Below are 13,992 nucleotides of genomic sequence, written 5' to 3'. Positions count from 1 at the left end.
TGCAACTCATCACTGATACGGACATTGGTAAATGGATGAAAACAGACGGCCCATCAAGACCCGCTCGGCGGGCTGGGCGAAACGCTTCACGGATGAACTGGTCAAGCGGGACATTTCTCCCAACCAGATCTCCGTCATCAGCATGCTCTTCGCGCTGTTCGGCGCGGTGACGCTGTACATCGACAACGGCGTGGCCGGTTCGATCTTGTGCATCGTCGGCATTCAACTGCGGCTGCTGTGCAATCTGTTCGACGGGATGGTGGCGATCGAAGGCGGCAAGCAATCGGCCGTTGGCAGCCTGTACAACGAGTTTCCGGATCGGGTCGCGGACAGCCTGCTGATCGTCGGCTTGGGTTTTGCCATCGGCCAGTCCGACCTTGGCTGGTTCGCAGCATTGGCCGCTGCGCTGACAGCGTATGTCCGTGTGTTCGGCGGCGCTCTAGGGCTCACGCAGAGCTTCATAGGGCCGATGGCCAAGCAGCACCGGATGGCGGTGATGACCGTGGCGCTGCTGTTGAACGTGTTCGAAACCATTTACTACGCGACCCACTACGCTTTGCTGATCGCGCTGGTGATCATCGCCCTTGGCTCCGTCGCCACCTGTGTGACGCGCACCCTGGCCATCGCCAGACAACTGAAGGGGAATGCCCATGTGGATCAGTAATGCGCTGATTTCGGTGCTGCGCTTCTTGATCGGCGTGACCGCCCGCTGGGAAAGCCCGCCGGACCTCACGCGCCAGCGTATCTACTACGCCAACCACACCAGCCACATGGACACGCTGGCGATCATCGCCGCATTGCCGCCGGAAGCCCGGTTGAACGTGAAACCGGTGGCGGCCGCCGACTACTGGGGCAAGAACCGCTTTCTGTCGTACATCTCGCAGAAAGGCCTGAACGCAGTACTGATCGAACGCAATCCGGCACCGGGCACCAATGTGCTGGAGCCGATCTTCGATGTGGTACGGGCCGGCCACTCGATCATCATTTTCCCCGAAGGCACCCGTTCCACCCAGGCGCTGCCGGGGGAATTCAAATCCGGAATCTTCCGCCTGGCCGAGACCTTTCCCGACGTCGATCTGGTGCCGATCTATCTGGAAAACCTGCATCGCTCGATGCCAAAAGGCAAACATGTGCCGCTGCCCATCATCTGCACAATCCGCATCGGCGATCCGCTGCAAAGGATAGAAGGCGAGGAAAAACAGGTGTTTCTGGAACGGGCGCGTGACGCCATCGTGAGGTTGTCGAAATGAGTCTGGAAACCAAGTTCCTGTGGTTCTTCGCGGCCATCGCCGGGTTGCTGGCGGTGGCTTCGCTCATTGGCGGCGTACTGGCCAGACGCGCCAAGAGCGAAAGCTCGATCGCGACCATCGAAAACCTCAACCAGCGCGTGAACGCGTGGTGGGGGATGGTGATTATCTTCTTCGTCTCCTGGCTGCTGGGCCCAAACGCGACGGTGGTGCTATTCGGCTTCATTTCACTGTTTGCGCTACGCGAGTTCATCACCCTGACACCCACGGCGCGCGGTGACCATAACGCGCTGTTTTCGGCGTTTTTCATTCTGATCCCGCTGCAATACCTGCTCATCGGCACCCATTGGTACTCGATGTTTACGCTGCTGGTGCCGGTCTATGCGTTCCTGCTGCTGCCGGCGATCGCCGTGCTGAGCCAGGACACCGAGGGCTTTCTGGAGCGCACGGCGAAGATTCAGTGGGGGGTGATGATCTGCATCTACTGCATCAGCCATGCGCCGGCGCTGTTGTTGCTGGATCTGCAGGGGTTCCAGGGTCAGAACGCCCTGCTGCTGTTCTACCTGGTGTTCGTGGTGCAGATGAGCGACGTGTTGCAGTACGTGTTCGGCAAGCTCTTCGGCAAACGCAAGGTTGCGCCGCTGGTGAGCCCGTCCAAGACCGTAGAAGGGCTGGTTGGCGGAGGGCTGTCCGCCACGCTGATCGGCGGCTGCATGTTCTGGATGACACCGTTCAACTTCTGGCAGTCACTGCTGATGTCGCTGGTCATCGTGGTGATGGGGTTCCTCGGCGGCCTGGTCATGTCGGCGATCAAACGCAGCCTGAGCGCCAAGGACTGGGGCACGATGATCAAGGGCCACGGCGGGATGCTCGACCGGATGGACTCGATCTGTTTCGCCGCGCCGATCTTCTTTCACCTGACACGTTACTTCTTCTCGGTCTGATCCAGCCCCAATCATCGGGCACAAAAAATGGGCATCCGACCGCAATCGGTATGCCCATTTTTTATACAGCGCACCCGGTTGACCGGGCATTCGCTGCAATTATGGATTGACGCTGTCTTTCAACGATTTGCCTGGCTTGAACGCAACGGTGTTGCTGGCCTTGATCTTCACCGGTTCACCGGTTTGCGGGTTTTTGCCGGTGCGGGCACCGCGGTGGCGTTGCAGGAAGGTGCCGAAACCGACGAGCGTGACGCTGTCCTTGCGGTGCAGGGCGCCGGTGATTTCTTCGAGAACGGCGTTGAGAACGCGGTTGGCCTGCTCTTTGGTCAGATCCGCTTTTTCAGCGATTGCAGCGGCGAGTTCTGGTTTACGCATTAGTGAAGCCCCTTTGACGGTTTTTTGTTGTTATGTCCGTGCTGTTCTCGTTGGAACAGCGCCCAAGGCGCCGCAGGCTCTACTCTGCGGCAGACGGGAGTGAGGATGGCACGCGGTTAAGGGCGGCGCCAGTCTCCCCGAGACCTTTGTGGGGGCAAAAGCGGGGTGATTCCGACAGAACGACCGGTATTTACGCCAGAAGGGCCGGAAGCTGTTTGTTCAACGCGAGTTTTTCCATCACCGCCGCGCCGGTCAGGGCATAACCGAGCAATTGCCCTTGCGCGTCGTGGCACAGCACCTTCACGTCGGCCCCCTGCCCTTCGACCGTCCAGACACCCTCGCGGCCCCGTGGCGGCGGGGAAACCACCAGCGGGCAGACCGGAGTTTTCACGGTGATCGGCATCGGCCCGTAGTTCACCACGGTCGGGTTGCCGGCCAGGGTTTGTGCCAGCGCTCGCGCACAACTCATGAGGGGCATGACGTACAGAAGATTCAGCCCGTCGACCTCGGCGCAGTCGCCCAGGGCGTAAATATTGGCGTGAGAGGTTTGCAGATGACGGTCAACCACCACGCCGCGATTGGTCTGGATACCGGCAGCCGCCGCCAGATCGATCCGCGGGCGCAAGCCGATGGCCGAGACCACCACATCGCAAGGGATAACCTGGCCGTCGGACAGGTGCGCTTCCAGCCCATCCACGACTTTTTGCAGGCGGGTCAGCACCGGGCCGAGGTGGAATCGCGCACCGAGGCTTTCCAGTCCGGCCTGCACCGCAGCGGCCGCAGCGGGATGCAGCAGGGTCGGCATCACCTGTTCGCAGGGTGCAACCAGTTGCACTTCGTAGCCGCCCAGAATCAGGTCATTGGCGAACTCGCAGCCGATCAGCCCGGCACCGAGCAGCAGCACCCGGCGCTTGCCGGCCGCAGCAGCGCGAAAGCGCGCGTAGTCTTCGAGATCGTTGATCGGGAACACCAGATCCCCGCCGTCGCCTTCGATCGGCACGCGCACGGTTTCGGCGCCCCAGGCGAGGATCAGGTCGCGATAGCTCACCGCTTCCTCGCCAATCCACAACCGCTTGTGGCCCGGATCGATGCCGCTGATGCGGGTGTGGGTGCGGACTTCGGCCTTCAACTGCTCGGCCATGGCGCCCGGCTCGGCCATGCTCAGGCCGTCGGCGTCCTTGTTCTTGCCGAAGCCGGTGGACAGCATCGGCTTGGAGTAGGAGCGACCGTCATCGGCAGTAATCAGCAGCAACGGGGTTTCGCCATCGAGTTTGCGAAACTCGCGGGCCAGGTTGTAACCCGCAAGCCCGGTGCCAACGATTACGACAGGTGCGCTCATGCCCTACTCCTCAGTGTTTTCTCAGTTGATTTCGATCATTTCGAAGTCCATCTTGCCGACACCGCAGTCCGGGCACAGCCAGTCTTCCGGCACGTCCTGCCACAGGGTGCCCGGCGCGATGCCGTCGTCCGGCCAGCCGTCGGCTTCGTTATAGATCAGGCCGCAGACCACACATTGCCACTTTTTCATTCAGGTACTTCCTCAGGGTTCAGGCTTTAGCCGGCGCGGACGGTCGATGGTGCAGCGCTGCCGTCCGGCTCAGGGCGTTTTGTACTGATCGGGCCGGGCAGATGCAAGCCTGTTCGGCGCAGCGGCGACCCGGATCAATCAAACTCGCGGCTCGCCATGGTAAGCTCGCCGCCTCATTTGCTGCCAATAATGACTCATTGTGCAACACACAAACGCTCCGCTGTGGCGCCCGCAAAGCGAACTGACACCCCTCCCCGACACATCCACGCTCGACTGGCTGTTCGACGAAGGCTCCCTGACCCGCCGGCTGACGCGCCTGTCCGATGACGGCTTCAGCGTGACGCCACTGTTCGAAGGCTGGCAGACCCTGCGCGACGACGAATGCTCAGCGCTGGACCTGGCCGAAGGCAGCGAAGGCTGGGTGCGCGAGGTGTACCTGCGCGGGCATGGCGAGGCCTGGGTGTTCGCCCGCAGCGTGGCGTCGCGCAGTGCCTTGCAGGGCGACGGCTTGCACATGGATGAACTGGGCAGCCGCTCGCTGGGTGAACTGCTGTTCTGCGATCATGCCTTCCAGCGACGCGCCATCGAAGTCTGCCATTACCCCGAACACTGGCTGCCAGAAGGTTCCCGGGCTGCTGGCCTGTGGGGACGGCGTTCGCGTTTCGACCGTGGTGCCTTGAGCGTACTGGTGGCGGAGATTTTCCTGCCTACGCTGTGGGAGGCCGTCCGCGCCCGTCCGGAGAACTGCTGATGTACCAAAGCCTGCTCAAATCCCTGAATCGCCTGAACCCGCGCGCCTGGGACTTCATCCAGCTGACCCGGATGGACAAGCCGATCGGCATTTACCTGCTGCTGTGGCCGACGCTCTGGGCGCTATGGATTGCCGGTAAAGGTTCGCCATCCCTGGCCAATATCGTGATTTTCGTCCTCGGCGTGGTGCTGACCCGTGCCGGTGGCTGTGTGATCAACGACTGGGCCGACCGCAAGGTTGACGGCCACGTCAAACGCACTGCGCAGCGGCCTATCGCTGCCGGCAGGATCAGTTCGAAAGAGGCGCTGGTGTTCTTCGCCCTGCTGATGGGCGTGAGTTTCCTGCTGGTGCTGTGCACCAACGCGGCGACGATCTGGCTGTCGCTGGGCGGTCTGGCGCTGGCGTTCACCTATCCGTTCATGAAGCGCTACACCTATTACCCGCAGGTGGTGCTGGGTGCGGCGTTTTCCTGGGGGATGCCGATGGCGTTCACCGCTGAAACCGGTGAGCTGCCGGCGACGGCGTGGCTGCTGTGGATCGCCAACCTGCTGTGGACGGTGGGCTACGACACTTATTACGCGATGACCGACCGCGACGATGACCTGAAGATCGGCGTGAAATCCACGGCGATCCTGTTCGGCGAAGCGGACCGAGTGATCATCCTGACCTTGCAGGTACTGTCGCTGGGCTGTCTGCTACTGGCGGGGTCGAAATTCGAGCTGGGGATCTGGTTCCACCTCGGCCTGCTGGTGGCGGCCGGGTGCTATGCGTGGGAATTCTGGTACACCCGCGACCGGGACCGGATGCGCTGCTTCAAGGCGTTTTTGCACAACCACTGGGCCGGGCTGGCGATTTTCGTCGGGATCGTGCTGGATTACGCGTTGCGCTGATCCACAGAACCTGTGGGAGCGAGCTTGCTCCGGGCGGCGATCCGACGAAAGCGTTGGGTCAGTTGCCACATAGGCTGACTGAAAAGACGTCTTCGCGAGCAGGCTCGCTCCCACAGGGGATTTGCGTTTATTTGTGCTCGTGAACCACGTGCCACACGTCCTTCATCTTGTCGCCGGTCATATCGCCCGGCTTGGCATCCTTCACAAAGGTGTACAGCGGCTTGCCGTCGTAGGCGTACTGCATCATGCCGTCATCACGTTTGATGACTGTCCATTTGCCTTCAGCCTTCGCGTCCGCCGGCGCCATCAGCGGTGGCCAGTTCTTGGCGCAATCGCCGTTGCACATCGACTTGCCGCCACTGTCCTTGTCGAACGTGTAGAGCGTCATGCCCTTGTGGTCGACCATCATGCCGTCTTTCATCATGGCCGGCTCGGCCGCCATCGCCAGTCCAGGCAGAGTCAGGGCGGCAGCCATCAACAGAGCTTTAAAGGAAGCAGTCATTTGAGTCATGGAAACCTTCTCTTGTGGTTGTCAGGATTCGGACTTAGAGCTTAGTTCAGGATTTGCACAATCGCCGCCGGACTAAAATACTGTCACACGACTGCAATAATTCCGTTATCTAATGCGGCGCAAGACAGTTAAATGACAAGAGGATTAAGGCATGGTTGGCAGGAGCATTCTGATCGTCGACGACGAAGCGCCCATTCGCGAAATGATCGCCGTTGCGTTGGAAATGGCCGGCTATGACTGCCTCGAGGCAGAGAACTCGCAGCAGGCGCACGCCATTATCGTCGACCGTAAACCGGACCTGATCCTGCTCGACTGGATGCTTCCCGGCACCTCCGGCATCGAGCTGGCCCGCCGCCTCAAACGTGACGAGCTGACCGGGGACATCCCGATCATCATGCTCACCGCCAAAGGCGAAGAGGACAACAAGATCCAGGGTCTGGAAGTCGGCGCCGACGACTACATCACCAAACCGTTTTCCCCACGCGAACTGGTGGCACGCCTCAAGGCCGTGCTGCGTCGCGCCGGCCCGACCGATGGCGAAGCGCCAATCGAAGTCGGCGGCCTGCTGCTCGACCCGATCAGCCACCGCGTGACCATCGATGGCCGCCCGGCCGAGATGGGCCCGACCGAATACCGTCTGCTGCAATTCTTCATGACCCACCAGGAACGCGCCTACACCCGTGGCCAGTTGCTGGACCAGGTCTGGGGCGGCAACGTCTATGTTGAAGAGCGCACCGTCGACGTGCACATCCGGCGCCTGCGCAAGGCTCTCGGCGACGCCTACGAAAATCTGGTACAAACCGTGCGCGGCACCGGCTACCGGTTTTCCACCAAAGCCTGAGCCGAGCGCCAGCCCCGCAGACAAGGACCGCATTTTCCGTGAACCAAAACTGGCATGGCACCCTGATTCGCCACATGCTGTTGCTGGTCACCGGCTGCCTGGTGATCGGCCTGATCACCGGCTACTACGGCTGGAGCCTCGCGGCAGGACTGGGCCTGTACCTGGCCTGGACGCTCAAGCAACTGCTGCGCCTGCACGAATGGCTGCGCCTGCACCAACCCGATGAAGCCCCGCCCGACGGCTACGGTCTGTGGGGTGAGGTGTTCGATAGCATCTACCACCTGCAACGCCGCGACCAACGGGTACGCGGGCGCCTGCAAGCGGTGATCGACCGCGTTCAGGAGTCCACCGCCGCGCTGAAAGACGCGGTGATCATGCTCGACAGCGACGGCAACCTGGAATGGTGGAACCGCGCCGCCGAAACCCTGCTCGGCCTCAAGACCCCGCAGGACAGCGGCCAACCGGTGACCAACCTGGTGCGTCATCCGCGTTTCAAGGAATACTTCGAGCAGGAAAGCTACGCCGAACCGCTGGAAATCCCCTCGCCGACCAACGATCGCGTACGCATCCAGCTGTACCTCACGCGCTACGGCAACAACGAACACTTGATGCTGGTGCGCGACGTCACGCGCATCCATCAGTTGGAACAGATGCGCAAAGACTTCATCGCCAACGTCTCCCATGAGCTGCGCACCCCGCTGACGGTGATCTGCGGCTACCTGGAAACCTTGCTCGACAACGTCGAGGAAGTGAACCCGCGCTGGAGCCGCGCCCTGCAGCAGATGCAGCAACAGGGCGGACGCATGCAGACCCTGCTCAACGATTTGCTGCTGCTGGCCAAGCTGGAAGCCACCGATTACCCGTCGGACAACCAGCCGGTGCACATCGACACTCTGCTGCAGTCGATCAAGAGCGACGCCCAGCAGTTGTCCGGCTCAAAGAATCAGCGCATCACCCTGGAAGCCGACACCAGCATCCTGCTCAAGGGCAGCGAGGCGGAACTGCGCAGTGCGTTTTCCAACCTGGTGTTCAACGCCGTCAAATACACCCCGGCAGAAGGCAATATCCGCATCCGCTGGTGGGGCGACGATCAGGGTGCGCACCTGAGCGTGCAGGATTCCGGGATCGGCATCGACAGCAAACACCTGCCGCGCCTGACCGAACGCTTCTACCGCGTCGACTCCAGCCGCAACTCCAACACCGGCGGTACGGGCCTGGGCCTGGCCATCGTCAAACACGTGTTGCTGCGCCATCGCGCGCGGATGGAGATCAGCAGCGTGCCCGGTCATGGCAGCACCTTCACCTGCCATTTCGCCCCGGCGCAGGTTGCTCAGGCACGGCTCATCAGCGCCGCTGAGTAATGCCGGACTAGGCAATCGCCAGGTCAGCCGCTACATTGGCTGACTTGCGCCTGCCTTTCAGGTGCGGATTTTTCTTTCCTTCGAATCACACGGAACCCGCAAAACTCCATCATGGACCCTTCCCCTGGCTTGTCCCTCGCAACAATATTCGCCGATTTCGGCATGATTCTTTTCGCTCTGATCCTGGTTTTGCTCAACGGCTTCTTCGTTGCGGCGGAATTCGCCATGGTCAAACTGCGCTCGACCCGGGTCGAAGCCATCGCTGAGCAGCACGGCTGGCGCGGGCACATCCTGCGCACGGTGCACAGTCAGCTCGATGCTTACCTCTCGGCGTGCCAGCTCGGTATCACCCTCGCCTCCCTCGGCCTGGGCTGGGTCGGCGAGCCGGCGTTCGCGCACATCCTCGAACCGCTGCTGAGCGCGGTCGGCGTGCAGTCGGCCGAGGTCGTCAAAGGCATCTCGTTCTTCACCGCGTTCTTCATCATTTCCTACCTGCACATCGTGGTCGGCGAGCTCGCACCCAAATCCTGGGCGATCCGCAAACCCGAATTGCTGTCGCTGTGGACGGCGGTGCCGCTGTATCTGTTCTACTGGGCCATGTACCCGGCGATCTACCTGCTCAACGCCAGCGCCAACACCATCCTGCGCATCGCGGGTCAAGGTGAACCCGGCCCGCACCACGAGCACCATTACAGCCGCGAAGAACTGAAACTGATCCTGCACTCCAGCCGTGGCCAGGACCCGAGCGACCAAGGCATGCGCGTGCTGGCCTCGGCGGTGGAAATGGGCGAACTGGAAGTGGTCGACTGGGCCAACTCCCGGGAAGACCTGATCACCCTCGAATTCAACGCCCCGCTGAAAGAAATCCTGGCGATGTTCCGTCGCCACAAGTTCAGCCGTTATCCGGTGTACGACAGCGAGCGCAAGGAGTTCGTCGGCCTGCTGCACATCAAGGATCTGCTGCTGGAACTGGCAGCGCTGGATCACATTCCCGAGTCGTTCAACCTCGCCGAACTGACCCGTCCGCTGGAGCGTGTGTCGCGGCACATGCCGCTGTCGCAGCTGCTGGAACAGTTCCGCAAGGGCGGCTCGCACTTCGCCGTGGTTGAAGAAGCCGACGGCAACATCATCGGCTACCTGACCATGGAAGACGTGCTGGAAGTGCTGGTCGGCGACATCCAGGACGAACACCGCAAGGCCGAGCGCGGCATCCTCGCCTACCAGCCGGGCAAACTGCTGGTACGGGGCGATACGCCGCTGTTCAAGGTCGAGCGCCTGCTGGGGATCGACCTGGACCACATCGAAGCCGAAACCCTCGCCGGGCTGATCTACGAAACCCTGAAACGGGTGCCGGAAGAGGAAGAAGTGCTGGAAGTCGAAGGCCTGCGGATCATCATCAAGAAGATGAAAGGTCCGAAGATCATTCTGGCCAAGGTGCTGATGCTGGATTGATTGGCTGATCCCAAACCCAGTCGATCCCTTCGCGAGCAAGCTCGCTCCCACTAGTACGATGCAAGACCTGTGGGAGCGAGCTTGCTCGCGAAGGCGTCAGATCAGACACCCCATCACTGCTTGCCCAACGCAAAGTTGGGCAACGCCCCCAGCGGCCGGTTGAACTGATACGGAATCGACACCAGCCCCATCCCGGTATTGCGCTGCACGACGAAGTGCAGGTGCGGGCCGCTGCTGTTGCCGGTGTTGCCGGACAGCGCCAGCGGGCTGCCCACCGCCACTCGCTGACCTTCCCGCACACTCACCGACCCTTGTTTGAGATGCAGGTACACGCCCATCGTGCCGTCGTCGTGCAGGATCCGCACGAAGTTGCCGGACGGATCGTTGCCGCGCCCGTTCTGGGAATTTTCGGTTTTCACCACCACCCCGGCCCGCGCCGCGATGATCGGCGTGCCGACCGGCATGGCGATGTCCATCGCGTATTTGTTCTTCGGCCCGAAGTGGCTGTAGTCGCCATTGGCGCCCTGACTGAGGCGAAACGGCCCGCCCCGCCACGGAAACGGATAGCGATAGCCCTGAGCCGCGCCAGCCGGGTCACCGAGGGAATAATGGAACTGCGGCGTGTACACCAGCGGCTTGCCACCGGACACCGCCGTCAGCAGCGCCAACCGCGTATTGCTGCGCGCCGGCAACACCCGGCGGATCGTTTGCGCTGGTGCGCCGCGCACGTTGCTCATCCCGGTAAACGCCAGTGCAACCTCGACCGGCGCGTACAGGTCGTTGCGCACGAACACGACGTCCGCGCCCTTCTGCTTCTTGATGTCGAGATAAACCTGGCGCTCGAGGCGCTCGACCATCCGGTCCTGAAACACGAACACCTGAGAGCCTTTGCTCGGACGGTCGCTGTACGAAACCACTCCGTTGGCATCGGTGGATTTGTAGATCGTCACGGCCACAGTCGAGGTGGAGGCCATGAACAGACCACAGAAAAACAGCAGGCGCAGGAGCATGGGCAAAAGTTCTGTCGAGTAAGGCCTGGGAATGAGCCTAGCAGCTGAAGCAGACCAGGCTAGTCGACAGATGTTTCAAATTGGGCAGACTGGAAATTGATGATGCAAGTGATGCCCCCTTCGCGAGCAAGCTCGCTCCCACAATTGGAACGCATTTCAAATGTGGGAGCGAGCTTGCTCGCGAAAGCGGTCTATCAGGCGATAGTAAATTACGCGCCCGGAACGAAGTGCTTCTGCGCCGTGCCGCGGGCGATCAGGCGGGAGATGTAGTCGAGCTTCTGCGCGTCCTGGTCGACGAAGCGGAAGGTCAGTTGCAGCCAGTCGCTGTCGGGTTTCGGCTCGTGGGCGACGACGGCGTGCAGGTAGCCGTTGAGGCGGGCGATTTCGGCGTTGTCGCCCTGCTCCAGGTCCAGCACGGCGCTGTCGAGGATCTGCGGCAGGGTGTCGGTGCGTTTCACCACCAGCAGCGCTTCCTTGATGCTCAGGGCCTTGATCACGCATTGCTGGGTGCCGCTCGGCAGGCGCAGTTGGCCCTGACCGCGACCACCGGCCGGAGCGCTGGAGGCTGGGGCTTTCACCGGCGGGCTGTTGAGCAGGCCACGCTGTGGCGCCGCGGCAGGTGCCGGGGCCGCAGCGGCAGGCTTGGCAAACGGATTGGCTGCCGCAGCGGTCGGTGCGGAACCGACGACCGCAGCCTTGCCACCGGTCAACGCGCTCAGGGAGTCGTTGCCGAACGCCGAGTTCATCTTGGTCGGGGCGCTGTTCATCAGGGTGTCGAGCTTGCCGACCTTGTTCAGGGCCTGCTTGACCTTGGTCAGCAGTTGCTCGTTGGTGAACGGCTTGCTGACGTAACCGGTGACGCCGGCCTGGATCGCCTGCACGACGTTTTCCTTGTCGCCCCGGCTGGTGACCATGATGAACGGCATGGTCTTGAGGTTGTCCTGCTCACGGCACCAGGTCAGCAGTTCGAGACCGGACATTTCCGGCATTTCCCAGTCGCACAGCACCAGATCGAAGGCTTCCTTGGCCAGCATGGCCTGGGCCTTCTTGCCGTTGATAGCGTCCTCGGTGCGGATCCCCGGGAAGTAATTACGCAGGCACTTTTTTACCAGGTCACGAATGAACGATGCATCGTCCACGACCAACACACTGATCTTGCTCATCCAACACCCCTATTAAAATCCCGGCAAGCATAACGCTGGCTGATGGCACATTGCCAAAACTCTTCAGTCACGCCGGGACTTTTCGTTCGCGGGTGCTGCTTTTTAATTCGCTTTCCAATTCGGATCTGCCCATGAAAAGCAGAAACAAAAACGCCCGGCCAAAGGGCCGGGCGCTTTTCTCAGGCAATCTTACTTATCGTCAGCATCGCCCGGAACATTAGCGGTTTCGCCACTTGTCCCTTCAACTTCTTCCTTCATGCGCTTGAGGCCCATGTGGCGCACATCGGTGCCGCGTACCAGGTAAATCACCAGCTCGGAGATGTTGCGCGCGTGGTCGCCGATCCGCTCCAGCGAACGCAGCACCCAGATAATGCTCAAGACCCGCGAAATAGAGCGCGGGTCTTCCATCATGTAGGTCGCCAGCTCGCGCAGGGCGGTCTTGTATTCGCGGTCGATGATCTTGTCGTACTGCGCCACCGACAGCGCCAGATCGGCGTCGAAGCGGGCAAAGGCGTCCAGCGCATCGCGGACCATGTTGCGCACCTGGTCACCGATATGACGCACTTCGACGTAACCGCGCGGCGCTTCACCTTCTTCGCATAGCTGGATCGCGCGGCGGGCGATCTTGGTCGCTTCGTCGCCGATGCGCTCAAGGTCGATCACCGACTTGGAGATGCTGATGATCAGACGCAGGTCGGAGGCCGCCGGCTGACGACGAGCCAGAATGCGCAGGCATTCTTCGTCGATGTTGCGTTCCATCTGGTTGATCTGGTCGTCGATCTCGCGCACTTGCTGGGCCAGGCCCGAGTCGGCCTCGATCAGCGCGGTGACCGCGTCGTTGACCTGTTTCTCGACCAGCCCGCCCATGGCCAGCAGGTGGCTGCGCACTTCTTCCAGTTCGGCGTTGAACTGCGCGGAAATGTGATGGGTAAGGCCTTCTTTACTAATCATGTTGGCGTCCTTGGAGCGTCCGGTAAGGTGCGGCGGGCCGCAGCGTCAATTCTGTGAATAACCCGCAACTGTCAGCCGTAACGACCGGTGATGTAGTCTTCGGTCTGCTTCTTGGCCGGATTGGTGAACAGGGTATCGGTGTCGCCGAATTCCACCAGTTTGCCCATGTACATGAACGCCGTGTAGTCGGACACCCGCGCCGCCTGCTGCATGTTGTGGGTCACGATGACGATGGTGAACTTGGATTTGAGTTCGTAGATCAGCTCTTCGACTTTCAGGGTCGAGATCGGGTCGAGGGCCGAGCACGGTTCGTCGAGCAGCAGTACTTCCGGTTCCACGGCGATGGTACGGGCGATCACCAGACGCTGTTGCTGACCGCCGGACAGGCCGAGGGCCGAGTCATGCAGACGGTCTTTCACTTCGTCCCACAGTGCCGCGCCTTTCAGTGCCCACTCGACGGCTTCGTCGAGGATGCGCTTCTTGTTGATGCCCTGGATGCGCAGGCCGTAGACCACGTTTTCGTAGATGGTTTTCGGGAACGGGTTAGGCTTCTGGAACACCATGCCGACCCGGCGACGCAGCTCGGCCACGTCTTCGCCCTTGCGGTAGATGTTGTTGCCGTACAGGTTGATCGCGCCTTCGACGCGGCAGCCGTCCACCAGATCGTTCATGCGGTTGAAGGTGCGCAGCAGCGTGGACTTGCCGCAGCCGGACGGGCCGATGAAGGCGGTCACGCGCTGTTTCGGGATGTTCATGCTGACGTCGTACAGCGCTTGTTTCTCGCCGTAGAACAGGCTCAGGCCCGGCACTTCGATGGCCACGGTTTCCTGTTCGAGGTTCAGGCTCTGCTTGTCGCGGCCCAGGGCAGACATGTTGATGCCGTGGGTATGTGTTTCGTGCTGCATGGGAGATCCCCTGTGCTAACAAATTCGGTTCGTTTTTTGTGGGAGCCAGCCTGCTGGCGATTC

16 protein-coding genes are annotated in these 13,992 nt (G+C 61.4%); 8 read left to right on the top strand and 8 right to left on the bottom strand.

Annotation, left to right across the window (positions count from 1 at the left end):
- The first annotated feature begins 31 nt into the window (after nt 1-31).
- From N8H71_RS04760 to N8H71_RS04750, 3 genes are read left to right on the top strand one after another with little or no spacing between them, the layout of a single operon-like run.
- Nucleotides 32-664: a CDP-alcohol phosphatidyltransferase family protein gene (locus N8H71_RS04760; protein ID WP_262193128.1), complete on the top strand. Its 633-nt coding sequence runs from the start codon at nt 32-34 to the stop codon at nt 662-664.
- Nucleotides 651-1,250 carry a lysophospholipid acyltransferase family protein gene (locus N8H71_RS04755; protein ID WP_217894436.1) on the top strand — a complete coding sequence of 200 codons (600 nt, stop codon included), beginning with the start codon at nt 651-653 and terminating at the stop codon, nt 1,248-1,250. The genes N8H71_RS04760 and N8H71_RS04755 overlap by 14 nt, the downstream gene beginning before the upstream one ends.
- The gene (locus tag N8H71_RS04750) at nt 1,247-2,191 is read left to right on the top strand and encodes a phosphatidate cytidylyltransferase (protein WP_262193127.1); all 945 of its coding nucleotides are present in this window, start codon (nt 1,247-1,249) and stop codon (nt 2,189-2,191) included. Before N8H71_RS04755 ends, N8H71_RS04750 begins: the two co-directional genes overlap by 4 nt.
- Nucleotides 2,192-2,290: 99 nt before the next feature.
- Here the strand turns inward: N8H71_RS04750 and N8H71_RS04745 are convergent, their stop codons facing one another.
- The 3 genes from N8H71_RS04745 to N8H71_RS04735 form a co-directional block, all read right to left on the bottom strand.
- Nucleotides 2,291-2,566 (bottom strand): HU family DNA-binding protein, encoded by a 276-nt coding sequence (locus tag N8H71_RS04745; protein WP_003213368.1) that lies wholly within the window; start codon nt 2,564-2,566, stop codon nt 2,291-2,293.
- A 190-nt stretch (nt 2,567-2,756) separates the two neighbouring features.
- The gene (locus N8H71_RS04740; protein ID WP_262193126.1) at nt 2,757-3,905 is read right to left on the bottom strand and encodes an NAD(P)/FAD-dependent oxidoreductase; all 1,149 of its coding nucleotides are present in this window, start codon (nt 3,903-3,905) and stop codon (nt 2,757-2,759) included.
- 21 nt (nt 3,906-3,926) lie between these two features.
- On the bottom strand, nt 3,927-4,094 hold the full coding sequence (locus tag N8H71_RS04735; RefSeq protein ID WP_007954349.1) for a rubredoxin: 168 nt from the start codon (nt 4,092-4,094) through the stop codon (nt 3,927-3,929).
- A gap of 199 nt (nt 4,095-4,293) precedes the next feature.
- Here N8H71_RS04735 and N8H71_RS04730 point away from each other — a divergent pair, with 199 nt between their 5' ends.
- Together N8H71_RS04730 and ubiA are read left to right on the top strand one after the other, a co-directional pair.
- Complete coding sequence (locus N8H71_RS04730; protein ID WP_262193124.1) at nt 4,294-4,845, top strand: chorismate--pyruvate lyase family protein; 552 nt, start codon at nt 4,294-4,296, stop codon at nt 4,843-4,845.
- On the top strand, nt 4,845-5,735 hold the full coding sequence (ubiA, locus tag N8H71_RS04725; RefSeq protein WP_262193123.1) for a 4-hydroxybenzoate octaprenyltransferase: 891 nt from the start codon (nt 4,845-4,847) through the stop codon (nt 5,733-5,735). Before N8H71_RS04730 ends, ubiA begins: the two co-directional genes overlap by 1 nt.
- A 127-nt stretch (nt 5,736-5,862) precedes the next feature.
- Here ubiA and N8H71_RS04720 read toward each other — a convergent pair whose 3' ends face one another.
- The gene (locus tag N8H71_RS04720) at nt 5,863-6,246 is read right to left on the bottom strand and encodes a COG4315 family predicted lipoprotein (RefSeq protein ID WP_007954346.1); all 384 of its coding nucleotides are present in this window, start codon (nt 6,244-6,246) and stop codon (nt 5,863-5,865) included.
- Nucleotides 6,247-6,397: 151 nt separating this feature from the next.
- On the opposite strand from N8H71_RS04720, the gene phoB reads away from it, so the two are divergent.
- The 3 genes from phoB to N8H71_RS04705 all read left to right on the top strand — a co-directional run bounded on the left by phoB (nt 6,398) and on the right by N8H71_RS04705 (nt 9,900).
- Nucleotides 6,398-7,087, top strand: coding sequence for a phosphate regulon transcriptional regulator PhoB (phoB, locus tag N8H71_RS04715; protein WP_003229608.1), 690 nt, complete (start codon nt 6,398-6,400; stop codon nt 7,085-7,087).
- A 74-nt stretch (nt 7,088-7,161) separates the two neighbouring features.
- Nucleotides 7,162-8,448, top strand: coding sequence for a phosphate regulon sensor histidine kinase PhoR (phoR, locus tag N8H71_RS04710; RefSeq protein ID WP_262193240.1), 1,287 nt, complete (start codon nt 7,162-7,164; stop codon nt 8,446-8,448).
- A 111-nt stretch (nt 8,449-8,559) separates the two neighbouring features.
- Nucleotides 8,560-9,900 carry a hemolysin family protein gene (locus tag N8H71_RS04705; RefSeq protein ID WP_007954342.1) on the top strand — a complete coding sequence of 447 codons (1,341 nt, stop codon included), beginning with the start codon at nt 8,560-8,562 and terminating at the stop codon, nt 9,898-9,900.
- Between the two features lie 113 nt (nt 9,901-10,013).
- Here N8H71_RS04705 and N8H71_RS04700 read toward each other — a convergent pair whose 3' ends face one another.
- From N8H71_RS04700 to pstB, 4 genes are all read right to left on the bottom strand, one after another.
- Nucleotides 10,014-10,910: a M23 family metallopeptidase gene (locus N8H71_RS04700; RefSeq protein ID WP_262193121.1), complete on the bottom strand. Its 897-nt coding sequence runs from the start codon at nt 10,908-10,910 to the stop codon at nt 10,014-10,016.
- A gap of 209 nt (nt 10,911-11,119) precedes the next feature.
- Complete coding sequence (locus tag N8H71_RS04695; RefSeq protein ID WP_262193120.1) at nt 11,120-12,073, bottom strand: response regulator; 954 nt, start codon at nt 12,071-12,073, stop codon at nt 11,120-11,122.
- A gap of 189 nt (nt 12,074-12,262) precedes the next feature.
- Complete coding sequence (gene phoU, locus N8H71_RS04690; RefSeq protein WP_007954334.1) at nt 12,263-13,024, bottom strand: phosphate signaling complex protein PhoU; 762 nt, start codon at nt 13,022-13,024, stop codon at nt 12,263-12,265.
- 71 nt (nt 13,025-13,095) lie between these two features.
- On the bottom strand, nt 13,096-13,929 hold the full coding sequence (pstB, locus tag N8H71_RS04685) for a phosphate ABC transporter ATP-binding protein PstB (protein ID WP_065258233.1): 834 nt from the start codon (nt 13,927-13,929) through the stop codon (nt 13,096-13,098).
- Nucleotides 13,930-13,992 lie beyond the last annotated feature (63 nt).

The sequence above is a fragment of the Pseudomonas koreensis genome, from assembly GCF_025447595.1.
Taxonomy (GTDB): domain Bacteria; phylum Pseudomonadota; class Gammaproteobacteria; order Pseudomonadales; family Pseudomonadaceae; genus Aquipseudomonas; species Aquipseudomonas koreensis_H.
This window is presented reverse-complemented; position numbering and strand designations above follow the sequence as displayed.